This is a genomic window from Rhodococcus sp. HNM0569, assembly GCF_012726205.1.
Lineage (GTDB): Bacteria > Actinomycetota > Actinomycetes > Mycobacteriales > Mycobacteriaceae > Rhodococcus_F.
Window position 1 is genome coordinate 466602 of record NZ_JAASAE010000001.1, and the last position, 18791, is coordinate 485392.

The window sequence follows — 18791 nt, forward strand, 5'->3', positions numbered from 1 at the left end:
CGCGGCCGTCGGCCTGTGAGTTCGGCGCTCAGGACAGGTCGACCTGCGCGACCCGCGCACCGAGCTGCGACTCGATCGACGCGACGTCCGCGTCTCCGACGACGCGACTGATGCGGAGGATGACCGTCGCGCCCTCGCCCTCGGCGTCCTGGCTGAGTGCGGCGGCCTGGATGTCGATGCCTGCGTTGCCGAGCACGGTGCCGAGCGTGCCGAGCACACCGGGCCGGTCGGTGTAGTGGACGACGATGTTCTTCCCCTCGGCGCGCAGATCGAAGCTGCGGCCGTTGACGTTGACGATCTTCTCGACTTGCTGGAGGCCGGTCAGGGCACCGGTGACGCTCGTGACGCCGCCGTCGGCCGCGACCGCACGCAACTCGACCGCGCTGCGGTGAGTCGACGCCTCCGAGTGCGTGTCGACGACGACGCTGACGCCGCGCTGTTCCGCGATCGCGGGGGCGTTGACGAAGGTGACTGCTTCGTCGCTGCTCGCCGAGAACACGCCGCGCAGTGCCGCGAGTCCCAGGATGTCGACGTTCTCGGCCGACAGTTCGCCGGACGCGACGACCTGCACCGTCTGGACGGCCTCGGGCGACAGCGTGCCCGCGAGCAGGCCGAGCTTGCGGACCAGTTCGAGCCACGGTGCGACTTCCTCGCCGACGGGGCCGCCCGTGACGTTGACCGCGTCCGGCACGAACTCGCCCGCGAGGGCCAGCAGCACCGACTTCGCCACGTCGATGCCCGCGCGGTCCTGCGCTTCGGACGTGGACGCACCGAGATGCGGTGTGACGACGGTGTTCTCGAGATCGAAGAGCTTGGAATCGGTGCACGGCTCGGTGCTGAAGACATCGAGTCCCGCACCGCGGACCTTGCCGGACACCAGCGCGTCGTACAGCGCATCCTCGTCGATGAGACCGCCGCGGGCGGCGTTGACGATGATGACACCGTCCTTGGCCTTCGCGAGACGCTCGGCGTCGATGAGACCCGCGGTCTCCTTGGTCTTGGGCAGGTGCACCGAGATGAAGTCGGCGCGCGCAACGAGCTCGTCGATGTCGACCAGTTCGATGCCGAGCTGGGCTGCACGTGCCGGCGGCAGGTAGGGGTCGTACGCGATGATCGTGGTCTCGAAGGCCGCGAGCCGCGCCGCGAACAACTGCCCGATGCGTCCGAGACCGACGACACCGACGGTCTTGCCGAGGATCTCGGTGCCGTTGAAGCTCGACCGCTTCCACGTGTGCTCGCGCAGCGTGCGATCGGCCGCGGGGATCTGGCGCGCGGTGGCCATGAGCAACGCGACGGCGTGCTCGGCCGCGGAGTGGATGTTGGACGTCGGCGCGTTGACGACCATGACGCCACGCTCGGTGGCGGCGGGGATGTCGACATTGTCGAGGCCCACGCCCGCGCGGCCGACGATCTGCAGGCGCGGTGCCGCGGCGAGCACCTCGGCGTCGACGGTGGTGGCCGAGCGCACGAGCAGCGCATCGGCTTCGGGGACGGCGGCGAGCAGGGCCGGACGGTCGGGACCGTCGACCCAGCGCACCTCCACGCCGTCGCCGAGTGCGTCGACCGTGGACTGTGCAAGCTTGTCGGCGATCAGGACTACGGGTCGGCCGGTCTGGCTCACGTGCTAACTCCCTGTATCTGTTGGCGCTCTGGTGTGCGGTGGGTGCGGTCCGCCAGGACGACGACGTCGCCGTCCTGCCGAGCGGCCGGAGGCCGCTCGCTGCGGAGCAGGGCCGAACGGGTGCGCAGGCGTCAGCCGTGGCCCACCACCTGTCGAGTTTAGTGCGCCCTCATCTTCGCAGGGCACCAGGTGTGCGGATAGGTCCGCGGCATTCGCGGACGCCCGCTACCGACACCGGCCCGGTGCCGCGCACGCGCGAAGCGCGAACACGGCCACCGGGCCGGGGCGGAGACTGCGACGGACGCGGAATCAGGCCGTCTCGGTGATCGGGCGATCGACCCAGCTCATCAGGTCGCGCAGCTTCTTGCCGGTGACCTCGATCGGGTGCTCGGCGTTCTTCTTGCGCAGCCCCTCGAGCTCCTTGTTGCCACCCTCGACGTTGGCGACGAGCCGCTTGACGAAGGTGCCGTCCTGAATGTCCTTCAGAACTTCCTTCATCCGCTCCTTGGTGCCGGCGTCGATGACGCGCGGGCCCGACAGGTAGCCACCGAACTCGGCGGTGTCGGACACCGAGTAGTTCATGCGGGCGATGCCACCCTCGTACATGAGGTCGACGATGAGCTTGAGCTCGTGCAGCACCTCGAAGTACGCCATCTCGGGGGCGTATCCGGCCTCGACCATGACCTCGAAACCGGTCTTGACCAGTTCCTCGGTGCCGCCGCACAGCACAGCCTGCTCGCCGAAGAGGTCGGTCTCGGTCTCTTCCTTGAAGGTCGTCTTGATGACGCCGGCGCGGGTGCCGCCGATGCCCTTCGCGTAGGACAGCGCGAGCGCCTGGCCCTCACCCTTGGGGTCCTGGTCGACCGCGATGAGCGCCGGAACGCCCTTGCCGTCGACGAACTGACGGCGCACGAGGTGGCCGGGGCCCTTGGGAGCGACCATGCCGACGGTGACGTTCGCCGGCGCCTCGATCAGCTTGAAGTGGATGTTGAGGCCGTGGCCGAAGAACAGGGCGTCGCCGTCCTTCAGGTTCGGGGCGATGTCCTCGGTGAAGATCTGCGCCTGCGCGGTGTCCGGCGCGAGCAGCATGATGACGTCGGCCCACTCCGAGACCTCGGCGGGGGTGCCGACCGCCAGGCCCTGCTCCTCGGCCTTGGCCCGCGACTTGGAGCCTTCCTTGAGGCCGATACGGACCTCGACGCCGGAATCGCGCAGGCTCAGCGAGTGCGCGTGGCCCTGGCTGCCGTAGCCGATGACCGCGACCTTGCGGCCCTGGATGATCGACAGATCGGCGTCGTCGTCGTAGAACATCTCGACTGCCACAGTTGTTACCTCTCGTTGTTTTCTTCAGTAGTGGAGCTTCACCGGGTGGCGGTGATGGACTTCGGCCCGCGGCCCACCGCGACTACTCCGGACTGGACGATCTCGCGGATACCGTACGGGTCGAGCATCCGCAGCAATGCGTCCAGCTTCGACCGCGTGCCCGTGGCTTCGATCGTGACGGACTCGGGCGCGACGTCGATCACCTTGGCACGGAACAGATTCACGGTCTCGATCACCTGCGTACGGACGCTCGCGTCGGCACGGACCTTGATGAGCAACAGCTCACGCGCGACAGAGGCCTCGGAGTCCTGTTCGACGATCTTGATGACGTTGACGAGCTTGTTGAGCTGCTTGGTCACCTGCTCGAGCGGGAACTCGTCGACCGTCACCACGATCGTCATGCGCGAGATCTCCGGCACCTCGGTGCCGCCGACCGCGAGCGACTCGATGTTGAAGCCGCGGCGTGAGAACAGTGCGGAGACGCGCGCGAGGACGCCGGGCTTGTCCTCGACGAGCACGCTCAGGGTGTGGCTCGTGCTCACTGGTCGTCCTCTCCGGCGTCGGCCTGCGCGGCCCGCGCCTCACGTTCCATGGCTTCGTGGATGACGGCAGGCTCGGCGGCCGCCTCGTCGTCGTCGAACAGAGGACGGATGCCGTGCGCCGCCATGATCTGGTCGTTGCTCGTGCCCGCCGCGACCATCGGCCACACCTGGGCATCCGCACCGACGACGAACTCGATCACGACCGGGCGGTCGTCGATCGACTGCGCCTCACGGATCGCCGCCTCGACGTCCTCTTCGCGTTCGACGCGGATCGCGTGGCAGCCGAGCGCGTCGGACAGCTTGACGAAGTCCGGGATGCGCACCGCGCCGTGGGTCTGCAGATCGGTGTTCGAGTACCGCTCGTCGTAGAACAACGTCTGCCACTGGCGCACCATGCCGAGGTTGCCGTTGTTGATGAGCGCGACCTTGATCGGGATCCCTTCGACGGCACACGTCGCGAGTTCCTGATTGGTCATCTGGAAGCAGCCGTCGCCGTCGATCGCCCACACCTCGGCGTCGGGCCTACCGCGCTTGGCGCCCATCGCGGCGGGCACTGCGTAGCCCATCGTGCCGAGACCGCCCGAGTTGAGCCACGTGCGCGGCTTCTCGTAGCCGACGAACTGAGCCGCCCACATCTGGTGCTGCCCCACGCCCGCGCAGTAGATCGCGTCGGGTCCCGCGAGCCGGCCGACCGCCTGGATGACGTACTGCGGAGACAGCATGCCGTCGGTGGGCCGGTCGAAACTGAGCGGATACGTGCGGCGCACGTCGTCCAGGTAGGAGATCCACTCGGTGAGATCGGTGGTGGTGCCGGTCGCCCGGTCGGCCTTGATCGCCTCGACCAGTTCGATCACGACCTCCTTGCAGTCGCCCACGATCGGGACGTCCGCGTAGCGGTTCTTGCCGATCTCGGCGGGGTCGATGTCGGCGTGGATGACCTTCGCGTCGGGCGCGAACGTGTCGAGCTGGCCGGTGACCCGGTCGTCGAAGCGCGCGCCGAGCGTGACGAGCAGGTCGCTCTTCTGCATCGCGCCCACCGCCGCGACGGTGCCGTGCATGCCGGGCATGCCGTAGTTGAGGGGGTGGCTGTCCGGGAAGCCGCCGCGCGCCATGAGCGTCGTGACGACCGGGATACCGGTCAGCTCGGCGAGCTCGAGCAGCTCGGCCGCCGCCTCGGCCTTGATGATGCCGCCGCCGACGTACAGCACGGGACGCGTCGCCTCGGCGATCAGCCGCGCGGCCTCGCGCACCTGCTTGCCGTGCGGCCGCGTGACGGGCCGGTAACCGGGCAGCCGCATCTCCGGCGGCCACGAGAACGTCGTCTGACCCTGCAGGATGTCCTTCGGGATGTCGACGAGCACCGTGCCGGGCCGGCCGCTCGACGCGAGGTAGAACGCCTCGGCGAGGATTCGCGGAATGTCGGCGCCGTCGGTGACCAGGAAGTTGTGCTTGGTGATCGGCATCGTGATGCCGGAGATGTCCGCTTCCTGGAAGGCGTCGGTGCCGATCAGGCCACGCCCGACCTGCCCCGTGATCGCGACGACCGGGACCGAGTCCATCTGGGCGTCGGCGAGGGGGGTGACCAAGTTCGTGGCCCCCGGGCCCGAGGTCGCCATGCACACGCCGACCTTGCCGGTCGCCTGTGCATAGCCGGTGGCCGCGTGCCCCGCGCCCTGCTCGTGACGGACGAGAACGTGGCGCACCTTCGTGGAATCGAACAGCGGGTCGTAGACCGGAAGCACGGCACCGCCCGGAATGCCGAATACGGTGTCGACCTCGAGCTCTTCGAGCGATCGGACGACGGACTGAGCGCCGGAGACCCGCTCGGGGGCGAGCTGCCGGCGACTCTGTGCCGCGACCGCAGGCGTCGGGGCGCCTGACCCCGACTTGCTGCGCGGCGTGGGCTGTGGCCGTGCTGTGGGTGCACTCACTTCGTTGATCCTTAAGATTCCGACTCCGGGCAACAAAAAACCCCCGTCAGCACATGCTGTACGAGGGTGGCGCGTCGTGTCTGATGAGTTGAGGGAATCGACTCAGGCGACGACGCGCCTGCCGATTACGAGCAACTCGTTCTGTTTCACGCACTCGAAGGTAGGCGCGCTACTACCAGACAGTCAACTTGTTGGGTCGGCTGTCCCAGAATCTGAGATACGTCTGCTGCGATGCGAAGATGGTGGTGTGTCCACTCCGCAGCAACCCGTGCCACCGCCTCCATCATCCCACACCGCCGCGCCGCGCCGACAAGTCCTCCGCAGCAGCCGCCTCGCATACCTGGGCTGCGCGTTTCTACTGTTCGCGGTCAGCTTTCCCGTCTTCGGCAACCCGATCGCGTTCGGCTGGCTCGCCCTGGCCCCGATCGTCGCCGTCGTCTGGGTCGCCCGGGTCCGCACGGAGGTGGACACCGACGGCATCACGACGCGCACCCTGTTCGGCTCACACCCGGTGGCGTGGGACGACATCGCGGGTGTGCGCTTCCGCAACCGCAGCTGGGCTCGCGCCACGCGTACCGACGGCACCGAGGTGACCCTCCCGTTCGTCACGTTCGAGCGCGTACCCGAACTCGCCGAGGCGAGCGGCGGCCGCATCAGCGATCCCTACGCGGCCGCCCGTGCCGCGGCCGACGCCACAGACCGCGGCGCCCACGCGGGTGCCGACGCGAGCGAGGGACTCGAGGGCGACGCTGAAGACCAGGTCGCGCAGTCCCCCACGGATCGGGCCGACGGCGACCGCGCGTAGCGTGGAATCCGTTCCCAACCGTCCCCCTAGCAGCCCTCGAGGAACAGCCCATGCCCCCGCTGAGGTCACGAACCACCACCGCAGGTCGCAATGCCGCAGGCGCGCGCGCACTCTGGCGCGCGACCGGCATGACCGATTCCGACTTCGGTAAGCCCATCGTCGCGATCGCGAACTCGTACACGCAGTTCGTTCCCGGCCACGTCCACCTCAAGAACGTCGGCGAGATCGTCGCCGACGCGGTACGTGCCGCGGGCGGCGTCCCGCGCGAGTTCCACACCATCGCCGTCGACGACGGCATCGCGATGGGCCACGGCGGCATGCTCTACTCGCTCCCCAGCCGCGAGATCATCGCCGACTCGGTCGAATACATGGTCAACGCGCACACCGCCGATGCGCTCGTGTGCATCTCGAACTGCGACAAGATCACCCCGGGCATGCTCAATGCCGCGATGCGCCTGAATATCCCGACCGTGTTCGTGTCGGGTGGCCCGATGGAAGCGGGCAAGGCAGTCGTCGTCGGCGGAGTCGCCCAGGCGCCTACCGACCTCATCACCGCGATCTCCGCGTCGGCCAACGACTCGGTCTCCGACGAGGGACTCGACGAGGTCGAGCGCAGTGCGTGCCCCACATGCGGCTCGTGCTCGGGCATGTTCACCGCCAACTCGATGAACTGCCTCACCGAGGCGCTCGGTCTCGCCCTGCCCGGCAACGGATCGACCCTCGCCACCCACGAGGCCCGCCACGCGCTGTTCGAGCGCGCGGGCACCACGGTCGTCGAAGCCGCGCTGCGCTGGTACCGCGACGAGGACGAGTCCGTCCTGCCGCGGAACATCGCGTCCCCCAAGGCATTCCAGAATGCGATGGCACTCGACGTCGCGATGGGCGGATCCACCAACACGGTGTTGCACACGCTCGCCGCCGCGCAGGAGGGTGAGGTCGACTTCGACCTGTCCACCATCGACGAGATCAGCCGTCGCGTGCCGTGCCTGTCGAAGGTCTCCCCGAACTCCGACTACCACATGGAGGACGTGCATCGCGCCGGCGGCATCCCCGCGATCCTCGGCGAGCTGCGCCGCGCGGGCCTGCTGCACACCGACGTCAGCACCGTGCACACCGCGAGCTTCGACGAGTGGCTCGACACCTGGGACATCCGCTCCGGCAAGGCGTCCCAGGAGGCGATCGACCTGTTCCATGCCGCGCCCGGTGGAGTTCGCACCACCGAACCGTTCTCGACGAACAATCGATGGTCGTCGCTCGACACCGACGCCGCGGGCGGCTGCATCCGCGACATCGAGCACGCGTACACGGTCGAGGGCGGCCTGTGCGTGCTGCGCGGCAACATCGCCGTCGACGGCGCGATCCTCAAGACCGCAGGCATCGACGAGGAGCTGTTCTCGTTCCAGGGTCCGGCCGTGGTCGTGGAGTCGCAGGAGGAAGCCGTCTCGGTGATCCTGCAGAAGCAGATCAAGCCCGGTGACGTGATCGTCGTCCGCTACGAGGGTCCCAAGGGCGGCCCGGGCATGCAGGAGATGCTGCACCCCACCGCATTCCTGAAGGGCGCGGGCCTCGGCAAGGTGTGTGCACTGATCACGGACGGCCGCTTCTCCGGTGGCACGTCGGGTCTGTCGATCGGCCACATCTCCCCGGAAGCGGCGTCGGGCGGCGTCATCGGACTCGTCGAGACCGGCGACCAGATCCGTATCGACGTCCGCACGCGCGCACTCGAACTCCTCGTCGACGACGACGTACTCGCCGAGCGCCGCGCGAAGATGGAAGCCGCGGAGCGGCCGTGGCAGCCGGTCGACCGCGAGCGTCCGGTCACCACCGCCCTGCGCGCCTACGCGGCGCTTGCGACGTCCGCCGACAAGGGAGCTGTGCGTCAGGTCCCCTAGTCTCGGATGTTCTCGGACTACGAGTTCGAGCCGCTCCTGCACCGCGCCGCGGCCGGCGTCCTTTCACGAGGCGCCGGCCGCGGCGCGTCGCGTATACGATGACCCGGTCGGAGTCGCTCGTGGTGAGGTGCAGTGCGTTGAGTTCACACGGTGAGACGGGTTCGCCCCGCGAGTCCGGCGACGAGTTCACCTCCGCGCACCTCGAATCCGTCGCCGCCCTGAGCGACGAGATGTACCGCCTGGTGCGCCGCATCCGGCGCGCGAGCGAGTACATCGCGACCGACGAGGTCGGCACGCTCGAGCGTGCCGCCTACGTCATCCTCGCCCATCTGGTCACGGACGGCAGTCAGCGGATCACCGCACTCGCCGAGGCGGTGCACTCCGACGTCTCGACGCTCAGCAGGCAGGCGGCCCTACTTGTCGATCTCGGCCTGGTCGAGCGGCACCGCGATCCCGAGGACGGCCGCGCGTGGCTCCTGTCCCCCAGCGAACGCGGCATCTCCGTGTTCCGTTCCAACCGCCGCCGCCGGGCGGCACACTTCGCGCGCGTGTTGCGCGACTGGGACGACGCGTCGATCGAGATGCTGGAAAGCCTGCTGAGTCAGGCAAATACAGCGTTCGAGACATACCGGACGCATCACCGGGACTGATTCCGACGTGATTGTGTGGCAACGCACACTCTTGTCCGATTTTTAGTTGTAGTGTGCAACGAACTCCCCTATTTTCCTTACGCACGCTAATTGTTTTCGGTCCGCACGACCGGACCACCCGGCGAAAGGAGACAGGTTGAGTCACGCACCCGACACACGGTTCCGAACGCGGGTACGCACATGAGCGCGCTGGTGCAGGGCCGCGTGGTTCGTTCCGGCGGCGACACACCGGTGGCGGAGGCGGCACTCACCCTGATCGACCGGTCGGGCAGCCAGCTCGCGCGGGCACGCACCGGAACCGACGGTCGTTTCACCGTCGACGTCCCGAGTGCGGGAGGGTACGTCCTTGTCGCGGCCGCGCCGTCGTGCAGGCCCGAAGCCGCGACGATCGCCGTCGGCGACGGCCCGACTCACGTCGACATCGAATTGTCCCCCACCGCATTGCTTTCCGGAACGGTGCGGACGACCCCCACCGGCCCCGGCATCGCGGACGTCACGATCACGATCACCGATTCGACGGGCTCGGTGGTCGCGAATCGCGCCACCGCGGCCGACGGCACCTTCGCCTTCGCGGGTGTACCTGCAGGCGACTACACACTCGTCGCCGCGTCGCCGTCGATCCCACCGACCGCACAGCAGATCCGTGTGCCCGCATCCGGGAATCTGACCCACGACCTCGTGCTCACGTCCACGACGGGGCTGCGTGCCGTCGTGCGGACCGGGGACGGCACTCCCGTCGGCGGGGCGACCGTGACCGTGGTCGACGACGCCGGCTCACTCGTCGCGGTCGGTACCACGGACGAGAACGGCGAGCACACATTCTCCGGAGTCGCCCACGGCACCTACACCGTCATCACCGACGGGGTCGCGCCGGTCACCGATTCCATCCACGTCGTGGGCGGTGTGCACTGCCGGCACGACGTCCGACTCGGACAGGAGCAGCACTCGTGAACGCACCGGCGATCACCGCACGTATCCGATCCAGCGACGGGTGGGCGGTCGGCGACGCGGTTCTCACCGTCACCAGCCTGACCGGGCAGCAGCTCTCCCGCGTCACCGCCGATCCCGACGGCACTGTCGCGGTACCGGACGCGATTCCGGCAGGCACACACACGGCGATCGTCACCGCGGCCGGCTTCGCGCCGCTCGCGCGGGTCGCGATCGTCCCCGAAGGCGGCACGGCTGCGCTCGGTGACGTGGAACTCGAACGCGAAGGCGGGGCGCCGGTTCCGCCCGCAGGTACGTGGGCCATCGACCCCGCGCATTCGAGTATCGGAATGACCGTGCGCCACTTGGGCATCGCAGGCGTTCGCGGGCAGATCACCGAGTTCGCGGGCACGATCACGGCCACGGCCCCGCTCGAGAACTCCGCGGTGGAGGTCGAGATGAAGTCCGCGAGCCTCGACACCAACAACCGAATGCGTGACGAGATCCTGCGTTCCCCCGCATTCCTCGACGCAGAGGCCCACCCGCTGCTCGAATACCGGGGAAGCGGGATGCGTCCTGCCGCGCGCGGCCGATGGACCCTCGACGGACGTCTGTCGCTGCACGGCGTCGAACGGGAAGTACCGCTCGATGTGACCTGTCTGGGGCAGGTCGACGACCCGTGGGGTGGCGAGCGCATCGCCTTCCACGCGACCGCGGAACTGCACCGCAAGGACTTCGCGATCTCGTTCGACGAGAAGCTGATCTCGGGCGTCGCGCAGATCGGCAACACGGTGCGCGTCGAGCTCGACGTGCAGGCGGTGCGCGAGCGGTGAGCACTACTCCCCGTCCCACGCCGCCCGACCGCACTCTGCCCGATCTCGATCCGTCCCGACCGGACTCCGGAAGGAGCACACCGTGACCGCCGCAACCACGACGGCGCCCGGCACCGACGACGCCGCGGCTCCCCGGCGCAGCAAGCACCGATCGCCCGACGAACTCGGCCCGCACTACAAGTGGATCGCGCTGTCGAACACGACGCTCGGCATGCTCGTCGCCACGATCAACTCGTCGATCGTCCTGATCGCACTGCCCGACATCTTCAAGGGCATCGAACTCAACCCGCTCGAGAGCAGCAACACCAGCTATCTGCTGTGGATGATGATGGGCTTCATGGTCGTCACCGCCGTCCTGGTGGTCAGCTTCGGCCGCCTCGGCGACATGTACGGCCGCGCACGCATGTACAACATGGGTTTCGCGGTGTTCACGGTCTCGTCGATCTTCCTCGCCGTCACGTGGTTCGACGGCCCGGCCGCGGCCATCTGGCTCATCGCGTGGCGAGTGGTGCAGGGCATCGGCGGCGCTTTCCTGATGGCCAACTCGTCGGCGATCCTCACCGATGCCTTCCCGACCCACCAGCGTGGGCTCGCACTCGGCATCAACGGCGTCGCCGCGATCTCCGGTTCGTTCATCGGCCTGCTCATCGGTGGTGTCCTTGCGCCGATCAACTGGAATCTCGTGTTCCTCGTGTCGGTGCCGTTCGGTGTGGCAGGGACGATCTGGGCGTACCTCAAGCTGCACGACACCGGCATCCGGCAGGACGCCCAGATGGACTGGTGGGGCAACATCACCTTCGCGGTCGGTCTCATCGCGGTGCTCGTGGGCATCACCTACGGCATCCAGCCGTACGGATCGTCGTCGATGGGCTGGGGCAGCCCGATGGTGCTGTCCTGTCTGATCGGTGGCGCAATCGTCCTGGTGATCTTCGGTGTCGTCGAGACACGGGTCGCCAAGCCGCTGTTCGACTTGTCGCTGTTCAAGCTCCGCGCGTTCACGTGGGGCAACATCGCGAACCTCATGGGTGCGCTCGGCCGCGGCGGACTGCAGTTCATCCTCATCATCTGGCTGCAGGGCATCTGGCTGCCCCAGCACGGGTACGACTACACCCAGACACCGCTGTGGGCAGGCATCTACATGGTGCCCATGACGATCGGCTTCCTCGTGTCGGCGCCCGTGTCCGGCGTGCTCTCCGACAGGATCGGCGCGCGCTGGTTCACCACCATCGGCATGGCGATCACGGCCGCGACCTTCGCGATGATGATTGCCCTGCCGGTGGACTTCGACTACTGGGTCTTCGCGATCGTGTTGCTGATCAACGGAATCGGCATGGGCATGTTCTCGTCGCCCAACCGTGCCGTCGTGATGAACAGCCTGCCCGCCAACGCACGTGGCTCGGGTGCGGGCATGATGACGACCTTCCAGAACGCCGCGATGGTGCTGTCGATCGGCCTGTTCTTCAGCCTCATGATCGCCGGACTCAGCAGCCATCTGCCCGCGGCGATGCACGACGGTCTCGTCGAGAACGGCGTACCGGGTGACCAGGCGACGTCCGTCGCCGACCTGCCCGCGGTCGCGATTCTGTTCGCGGCGTTCCTCGGCTACAACCCGATCAAGGAACTCCTCGGTCCGCATCTCGGCTCGCTCAGCCCGGATCAGCAGGCCCATCTCACCGGCCTCGACTTCTTTCCGCACCTGATCTCCGGCCCCTTCGCCGACGGCCTGTCGGTTGCCTTCACGTTCGCGATCGTGGCGTGCGTGATCGGCGCGATCGCGTCGCTGATGACGGGCCCGAACACGCCGCCCGACGCGCACCACGAGTCCGTGGGCGCCGAACTCGCAGGCGTCGCGGGAGAGTCGGGCAGCCTCGTACCGTCCGAGCTGGTGGTGGCGGAACGGGACGGGAGCACAGGAGAGGCCCAGACGGTGTCGGTCGGCGCGTCGCGCACCGTCCTGCACGGCTATGTCACGCTCGCCGACGGCGGGGTGTCCGCGCCGGGCGCCGTGCTCACGGTCACGGGCACCGACGGGCTGCAACGCGCCCGCACGGTCGCCGGGCCCGACGGGGCCTACTCGGTCGGCGACCTGCCCGCGGACTCGTACACGGTGATCGTCACCGACACCGGATTCGATCCGCAAGCCGTCACGATCGCACTCGACGAGAGCGCACCGCGACGACGTGATTTCGTGTTGTCGGGCGGCGGTGTCCTGACCGGCTCGATCCGCTCTCGTATCGGCACGATGCGTGCGACGGTCGTCGTGATGGACTCGTCGGGCAGTGTCGTCGCGCAAGCCCGCACCGACGAGGACGGTTCGTTCCGCATCGACGGACTCCCACCGGGCGATCTCGTCGTGACGGCAGCCGCGGAGGCACACCAGCCGGTGAGCGAAGTCGTGCGCGTCGAGCCCGGGACGCCGAGCGTCGCGGAGATGGTGCTGTCGAGCGTCGGCGGCGCGACCGGCACCGTCCGGATGCGCGAGCGTCCGGTCGCCGGCGCGACCGTCACCGCAGTCGACTCGTCGGGCACCGTGGTGGGCCGCGCAGTCACCGACGATGCGGGCGCTTATCGCGTCGAGGGCTTGACCGACGGCGGCTACACGCTGGTCACGAGTGCGTACCAGCCCGCTGCGGTCCGTGCCGTGGTGAGCGGAGACGGCGAGGCCGTCGCCGACATCGTCCTCCGCAGTACCCCGGTGCCGAGCGCGGCCGGTTCGGGAGCACACGCGCGTCTCGACGCCGCACCGCACTGAGCCACTGCGGACACGCGTCGCGGTGCCCGTGGACGCACGGGCACCGCGCCGCAGCTACACGAGTGGGTTGGCCCCGTTGAGGAATATCCACAGCGCGACTCCGCCCGCGATCCCGACCACAGCGAGCACGAGCGACCCGGCGAACGGACGCGTGGCCCAACCACGGCGCCCGTCGAGCGCGATCCGGCCGGGGCCGGTGAGTATCAACACCCCGGCGCACACGCCGAGCAGGGTCTCGTACTCGACACCGTCCGGTGCGAAGTACGCGAGTCCCGGTTCGGCGGCCTGCCGAAACGCCCACGCATTGATCATCAACGCCAAGGCGCCTGCGGCCGCGACCGGAGTCAGCAGCCCGAGCACCAGCAGCACACCCGCCGCGGTCTCGCCGACCGCCCCGGCGACGGCGAGTGCACGTGCTTGATCGAAGCCGCCCTCCGCGAGGAGGGTTTCGAATCCGTCGAGACCCGGCCCGTTCCAGAGTCCGGTGAGCTTCTGCAGACCGTGCACGAGCAGCGTGCCGCCTACGACCAGGCGCAGTGCGAGCAATCCCAGGTCGAGCGTGCCGCGTCCCGTCTTCGTGTCACGTTCGCGATGCGAGGGCGTGCCCGCAGCCGGCGTCGGCGCTGCGGGCCCGGCCGTGGACGCACCACTGGTCGGCAAGATCTCCGTGGCTGCAGCGTCGGAGGTCGACGGTTCGGCGGGCGCGCCGGAGCGCCCGGCTGGAAAACTCTCGGTCGGGAGGTCGTCGAACGGGCTCAGCGACGGTCTGCCCAGGTCGCCCGCGGACGTGCCTGCATCCGCACCACTCGTGCCGCGACCGGTGGACAGCCGACTTGTGGGGTCATTGCGCATGTCGCTCACGCGCTCAGGGTAAGGGCGTGGGCAGGCACCTGCGGGGAACACGACCGGCGTGGCGGTGACCCGGTCGCTTTCCGTAACGTCTGCACCATGACGGCGCGCGGGACGAGGCGGGGACACACCGAGGGGATGCGCATGAGGGGAACTCGCACGGTAGGCATCGCCGCGGTGTGCGTCGCCCTCGTGGCCGCGGGCGGGTGCGCGCAGTTCGACGACTCGTCGGCCTCCCCGTTCACCCCGGAGCCGTCCGACATGGCGGTGGGCGAGGTACAGCCGGAAAGCCCGCAGCCACCCGAGTCGTCGGAGCCCGCGACACCGCCGGGCCCGCTCGGCCCGTGCCAGGACGCCGATCCCGCGGTGGTCGCGACGTGCCTCGACACGACGGGCGGGCTCGTGGTGCTCCCCGACGGGCAGCACGCGCTCGTCGGCGAAAGGCGCACCGGACGCATCCTCGAGGTCACCGCGGGCCAACCGCCCCGCGAGGTCGCGCGCGTCGACGTCGACGCGGGAGCGGACGGCGGGCTCACCGACATCGCGCTGTCCCCCACCTACGCCGAGGACAACTTGATCTACGCGTACGTCACGACCGGATCCGACAATCGAGTCGTCCGCGTCGCGCCCGGCGACACGCCCAAACCCGTGTTGTCCGGCATCCCGCGCGGCGCGTCCGGCAACGGTGGGTCGCTCGAGTTCGCAGGCGCCGGCGAACTGATGGTGGCCACCGGCGACGGCGGCGACGCGGCCGCGGCGACCGATCCCGGCTCGCTCGGCGGCAAACTGCTGCGGGTGCGCGACCTCACCACTTCGGGCTCGACACGCCCCGAGATCGTCCTGACCGGACTGGGCGCGCCGGGCGGCGTGTGCGTCGAGCCCGGTGTCGCGACGTGGGTCACCGACCGGATGCCGCTGCAGGACCGATTGCAGCGGGTCGGTACCGACGGAACGGTCTCCACTCCGGTGTGGACGTGGCCCGATCGGCCGGGCGTCGGTGGATGCGTCGCGGCGGCAGGCGTCGTCGCGGTGGCCCTCGAGTACGGCAAGGCGATGTCCGTCCTGGCCGCCGATCCGAAGACCGGTGCCGTGACGGCCGCACCGGGGCTGCTCGCGCAGGATCGCTACGGTGCACTCGGCAGCGCGTCGATCGCGTCCGACGGCCAACTGTGGGCGGGCACCGTCAACAAGACGTCGGGCGAGCCCGGCCCGACCGACGACCGCGTGGTCAAGCTTCCACCCCCGTCGGGAGGCGGCGGATTCGACTGACCCGAAGCCGGGTCAGCCCGCGCACGCCTCCAGCACGAGCTCGTTGACGCGAGCCGGGTCGGCCTTGCCCTTCGTCGCCTTCATGACCTGACCGACGAGCGCACCCGCGGCCTTGGTCTTGCCGTCCTTGATCTTGGCGACGATGTCGGGATTGGCGGCCACGACCTCGGCGACCGCCTGCGCGACGGCACCGTCGTCGGTGGCGGTCGCGAGTTCACGCGCCTCGACCACCGCCGCGACACCACCCTCGCCCGCGAGCACGCCGTCGACGGCCTTGCGCGCATTCGAGTTGGTGAGCGTGCGCGCCGCCACCAGCGCGACGACCTCGGCGACCTGCGCGGGCGTGATGGGCAGTTCGGCGAGTTCGACGCCACGCGTGTTGGCCTGCTGGGAGAGGTAGGCGACCCACCAGCTGCGGGCCGCGTCCGCGGGCGCGCCCGCCTCCACGGTCGCGAGGATCAGCTCGAGAGCACCCGCGTTGACGACGTCGCGCATCACCTCGTCGGACACGCCCCACTGCTCCTGGATGCGTCCCCGGCGCAGCCACGGCAGCTCGGGCAGCGTGGCGCGCAGCTCCTCGACCCACTCGGCGTCGGGGGCGACGGGCTCGAGATCGGGCTCCGGGAAGTACCGGTAGTCCTCGGCGGTCTCCTTGCGACGGCCCGGCGACGTCGTGCCGTCGGCCTCCTGGAAGTGCCGCGTCTCCTGCACGATCTCGCCGCCCGCCTCGAGCACCGCGCCCTGACGGCGCATCTCGTAGCGCACCGCCACCTCGACGCTCTTGAGCGAGTTGACGTTCTTCGTCTCGGTGCGGGTGCCGAACTCGGTCGCCTCCTTGCGCATCAGCGACACGTTGGCATCGCAGCGCAAGGATCCCTGGTCCATGCGGACGTCGGACACCTCGAGCGCGCGCAGCAGGTCGCGCAGCGCGGTGACGTAGGCGCGCGCGACCTCGGGGGCACGCTCCCCCGCACCGGTGATCGGCTTCGTCACGATCTCGACGAGCGGAACGCCCGCGCGGTTGTAGTCGAGCAGCGAGTGACTCGCGCCGTGGATACGGCCCGTCGCGCCGCCGACGTGCAGCGACTTGCCGGTGTCCTCCTCCATGTGCGCGCGCTCGATGTCGACGCGCCATGTGGTGCCGTCGTCGAGTTGCACGTCGAGGAAGCCGTCGTGCGCGATCGGCTCGTCGTACTGCGAGATCTGGTAGTTCTTCGGCTGATCCGGGTAGAAGTAGTTCTTGCGCGCGAACCGGCCCCACGGCGTGATCGAGCAGTTCAGTGCGAGCCCGATACGGACGGCGGACTCGACGGCCGCCTGGTTGACCACCGGCAACGCACCCGGCAGTCCGAGGCACACCGGGCACACCTGCGTGTTGGGCTCGGCCCCGAATGCCGTCGGGCACCCACAGAACATCTTCGTGTTCGTGCCGAGTTCGACGTGGACCTCCATGCCGAGGACCGGGTCGTACTTGGCGAGCACGTCGTCGTAGTCGAGAATCTCCGGGGCGTCCAGGGCAGTCATGCCTCCGAGTTTAGGCGGCGACGATTGCCGCGGGTCATGCGACCGCGACACCCGCGCCCGACCGGCCGTCAGCCGAACATGGCGGACGCCTCGGCGTAGCGAGTCAGCGGCACGCGCTTGAGTTCGCGCGTCGCGTCGGCCAGCGGCACGAGGTCGATCGACGTGCCCCGCAACGACACCATGTTGCCGAAGTCGCCGCGGTGGACGGCATCCGTCGCGTGCAGACCGAACCGGGTCGCGAGCACCCGGTCGTACGCGGTGGGAGTACCGCCACGCTGGGTATACCCGAGGACCGTCGTGCGGACCTCCTTGCCGATCCGGCGTTCGATCTCGTCACCCAACTGTTGCGCGACGCCCGTGAAGATCTTGTGCCCGAACTCGTCGATCCCGCCCTCGCGCAGCGCCATCGACTCGGGCTTGGGCGCGGCACCCTCGGCCACCACACAGATGAAGTGCTTGTCGCCACGCGCGAACCTGTCCTCGATCAGCGCGCACACGTCGTCGACGTCGAAAGGCTCCTCCGGCACGAGAGTCATGTGGGCTCCGCCCGCGATGCCCGCGTGCAGCGCGATCCACCCCGCGTGCCGTCCCATCACCTCGACGAGCATGACCCGCTGGTGCGATTCCGCCGTCGTGTGCAGCCGGTCGATCGCCTCGGTCGCGACCGACACGGCGGTGTCGAAGCCGAACGTCACGTCGGTGATGGCGATGTCGTTGTCGATCGTCTTCGGCACACCGACGACCGGCACGCCGGACTGGGACAACCAGTGCGCCGCGGTGAGGGTGCCTTCGCCGCCGATCGGGATGAGCGCGTCGATCTCGTTGTCCGCGAGGGTCTGCCTGATGCGCGGCAAGCCTTCGCGCAGACGGCTCGGGTTGACGCGTGCGGTGCCCAGGATCGTGCCTCCGCGGGTGAGGATGCGGTCGATGCGCTCGTTCGCCTCGAGCAGGGTGTGACTGTCCTCGAGCAGCCCGCGCCACCCGTCACGGAAGCCCACCACGGTACTGCCGTACCGGCGGTCGGCGGTGCGGACCACAGCACGGATGACCGCATTGAGTCCCGGGCAGTCGCCGCCCCCGGTGAGGATTCCGATACGCATACGTGCCCCCGCTCGGCTCGTGTACTCGCAGTGCTCCGTGACTCGAACGTATCCGGTGCGAGCGCGTCGCGCGCGGGGAACCGGACGGTCAGCCCGGCGTCACGACACCGCTTTCGTACGCGACGACGACGGCCTGCGCTCGGTCGCGCACACCGAGTTTGCCCAGCACCTTCCCGACATGCGTCTTGACGGTCTGCTCCGCGACGAACAGGTGCACCGCGATCTCGGAGTTCGACAATCCACGCGCGAGCAGTTCGAGCACCTCGCGTTCGCGCGGCGTGAGCGCGGCGAGACCGTCGTACGCGCGGCGCGGTGCGGCACGCCGCTTCGTGACGTTCTCGATGAGCCGACGCGTCACGGTGGGTGCCAGCAGCGCGTCGCCCGCGGCGACGACGCGCACCGCCCGCACCAGTTCGTCGGCCGGGGCGTCCTTGAGCATGAACCCACTCGCGCCTGCACCGAGCGCGTCGTAGACGTAGTCGTCGATGTCGAACGTCGTGAGCATCAGCACGCGTACCGGCGGCGAGTAGCCGCTCGCGAGGATCTCGCGAGCGGCGTCGAGTCCGTTCATCTCGGGCATCCGCACGTCCATCAGCACGACATCGGGGCGGATGCGCGCGACCTCACGCACGGCGGCCCGCCCGTCGGGGGCATCGCCGACCACGCTGATGTCGGGTTGCGCCGCGAGCAGCGCGCCGAAACCCTGTCGCACCATTGCCTGATCGTCCGCGATGAAAACAGTGATCGCCACGCCCGACAGCCTAGGCACGCGG

15 protein-coding genes are annotated in these 18791 nt (G+C 69.1%); 7 read left to right on the forward strand and 8 right to left on the reverse strand.

Features of this window, described 5'->3' with window-relative positions; all coding sequences use genetic code 11:
• Positions 1 to 28: 28 nt before the first annotated feature.
• The 4 genes from serA to HCA44_RS02195 form a co-directional block, all read right to left on the reverse strand.
• Positions 29 to 1621 (reverse strand): phosphoglycerate dehydrogenase, encoded by a 1593-nt coding sequence (serA, locus tag HCA44_RS02180; RefSeq protein WP_169646854.1) that lies wholly within the window; start codon positions 1619 to 1621, stop codon positions 29 to 31.
• 309 nt (positions 1622 to 1930) lie between these two features.
• Positions 1931 to 2932 (reverse strand): ketol-acid reductoisomerase, encoded by a 1002-nt coding sequence (gene ilvC / locus HCA44_RS02185; protein ID WP_206037627.1) that lies wholly within the window; start codon positions 2930 to 2932, stop codon positions 1931 to 1933.
• 50 nt (positions 2933 to 2982) lie between these two features.
• Positions 2983 to 3486: an acetolactate synthase small subunit gene (ilvN, locus tag HCA44_RS02190; protein ID WP_169646856.1), complete on the reverse strand. Its 504-nt coding sequence runs from the start codon at positions 3484 to 3486 to the stop codon at positions 2983 to 2985.
• Positions 3483 to 5417 (reverse strand): acetolactate synthase large subunit, encoded by a 1935-nt coding sequence (locus HCA44_RS02195; RefSeq protein WP_169646857.1) that lies wholly within the window; start codon positions 5415 to 5417, stop codon positions 3483 to 3485. Before HCA44_RS02195 ends, ilvN begins: the two co-directional genes overlap by 4 nt.
• Before the next feature lie 268 nt (positions 5418 to 5685).
• Between HCA44_RS02195 and HCA44_RS02200 the strand changes: the two genes are divergently transcribed.
• The 6 genes from HCA44_RS02200 to HCA44_RS21225 all read left to right on the forward strand — a co-directional run bounded on the left by HCA44_RS02200 (position 5686) and on the right by HCA44_RS21225 (position 13276).
• Positions 5686 to 6222, forward strand: a complete 537-nt coding sequence (locus HCA44_RS02200) for a PH domain-containing protein (protein WP_169646928.1) — start codon at positions 5686 to 5688, stop codon at positions 6220 to 6222.
• A 50-nt stretch (positions 6223 to 6272) separates the two neighbouring features.
• A complete protein-coding gene (ilvD, locus tag HCA44_RS02205; protein ID WP_169646858.1) occupies positions 6273 to 8114 on the forward strand; it encodes a dihydroxy-acid dehydratase in 1842 nt (613 codons plus the stop codon).
• Positions 8115 to 8251: 137 nt separating this feature from the next.
• Entirely contained in the window at positions 8252 to 8764 is a 513-nt protein-coding gene (locus tag HCA44_RS02210) for a MarR family transcriptional regulator (protein ID WP_206037502.1), read from the forward strand.
• A 180-nt stretch (positions 8765 to 8944) separates the two neighbouring features.
• The gene (locus HCA44_RS02215; RefSeq protein ID WP_169646859.1) at positions 8945 to 9715 is read left to right on the forward strand and encodes a carboxypeptidase regulatory-like domain-containing protein; all 771 of its coding nucleotides are present in this window, start codon (positions 8945 to 8947) and stop codon (positions 9713 to 9715) included.
• Positions 9712 to 10524, forward strand: coding sequence for a YceI family protein (locus tag HCA44_RS20870; RefSeq protein ID WP_346764526.1), 813 nt, complete (start codon positions 9712 to 9714; stop codon positions 10522 to 10524). The genes HCA44_RS02215 and HCA44_RS20870 overlap by 4 nt, the downstream gene beginning before the upstream one ends.
• A 211-nt stretch (positions 10525 to 10735) precedes the next feature.
• Entirely contained in the window at positions 10736 to 13276 is a 2541-nt protein-coding gene (locus HCA44_RS21225; RefSeq protein ID WP_169646931.1) for an MFS transporter, read from the forward strand.
• A 54-nt stretch (positions 13277 to 13330) separates the two neighbouring features.
• Here the strand turns inward: HCA44_RS21225 and HCA44_RS02230 are convergent, their stop codons facing one another.
• On the reverse strand, positions 13331 to 14137 hold the full coding sequence (locus HCA44_RS02230) for a DoxX family protein (protein WP_346764527.1): 807 nt from the start codon (positions 14135 to 14137) through the stop codon (positions 13331 to 13333).
• A gap of 132 nt (positions 14138 to 14269) precedes the next feature.
• Here HCA44_RS02230 and HCA44_RS02235 point away from each other — a divergent pair, with 132 nt between their 5' ends.
• A complete protein-coding gene (locus HCA44_RS02235) occupies positions 14270 to 15394 on the forward strand; it encodes a PQQ-dependent sugar dehydrogenase (protein ID WP_169646860.1) in 1125 nt (374 codons plus the stop codon).
• A gap of 12 nt (positions 15395 to 15406) precedes the next feature.
• Here the strand turns inward: HCA44_RS02235 and gatB are convergent, their stop codons facing one another.
• From gatB to HCA44_RS02250, 3 genes are all read right to left on the reverse strand, one after another.
• The gene (gene gatB, locus HCA44_RS02240; protein WP_169646861.1) at positions 15407 to 16918 is read right to left on the reverse strand and encodes an Asp-tRNA(Asn)/Glu-tRNA(Gln) amidotransferase subunit GatB; all 1512 of its coding nucleotides are present in this window, start codon (positions 16916 to 16918) and stop codon (positions 15407 to 15409) included.
• A gap of 68 nt (positions 16919 to 16986) precedes the next feature.
• The gene (locus HCA44_RS02245) at positions 16987 to 18018 is read right to left on the reverse strand and encodes an ATP-dependent 6-phosphofructokinase (RefSeq protein ID WP_169646862.1); all 1032 of its coding nucleotides are present in this window, start codon (positions 18016 to 18018) and stop codon (positions 16987 to 16989) included.
• Positions 18019 to 18106: 88 nt separating this feature from the next.
• Positions 18107 to 18769 (reverse strand): response regulator transcription factor, encoded by a 663-nt coding sequence (locus HCA44_RS02250; protein WP_169646863.1) that lies wholly within the window; start codon positions 18767 to 18769, stop codon positions 18107 to 18109.
• Positions 18770 to 18791: the final 22 nt, after the last annotated feature.

Excerpts from the sequence above, each read along its gene's own strand:
- ilvC (WP_206037627.1), bottom strand. The coding sequence starts at position 2,932 with ATGTTCTACGACGACGACGCCGATCTGTCGATCATCCAGGGCCGCAAG.
- ilvD (WP_169646858.1), top strand. The coding sequence starts at position 6,273 with ATGCCCCCGCTGAGGTCACGAACCACCACCGCAGGTCGCAATGCCGCA.
- HCA44_RS02215 (WP_169646859.1), top strand. The coding sequence starts at position 8,945 with ATGAGCGCGCTGGTGCAGGGCCGCGTGGTTCGTTCCGGCGGCGACACA.
- HCA44_RS21225 (WP_169646931.1), top strand. The coding sequence starts at position 10,736 with ATGCTCGTCGCCACGATCAACTCGTCGATCGTCCTGATCGCACTGCCC.
- HCA44_RS02235 (WP_169646860.1), top strand. The coding sequence starts at position 14,270 with ATGAGGGGAACTCGCACGGTAGGCATCGCCGCGGTGTGCGTCGCCCTC.
- gatB (WP_169646861.1), bottom strand. The coding sequence starts at position 16,918 with ATGACTGCCCTGGACGCCCCGGAGATTCTCGACTACGACGACGTGCTC.
- HCA44_RS02245 (WP_169646862.1), bottom strand. The coding sequence starts at position 18,018 with ATGCGTATCGGAATCCTCACCGGGGGCGGCGACTGCCCGGGACTCAAT.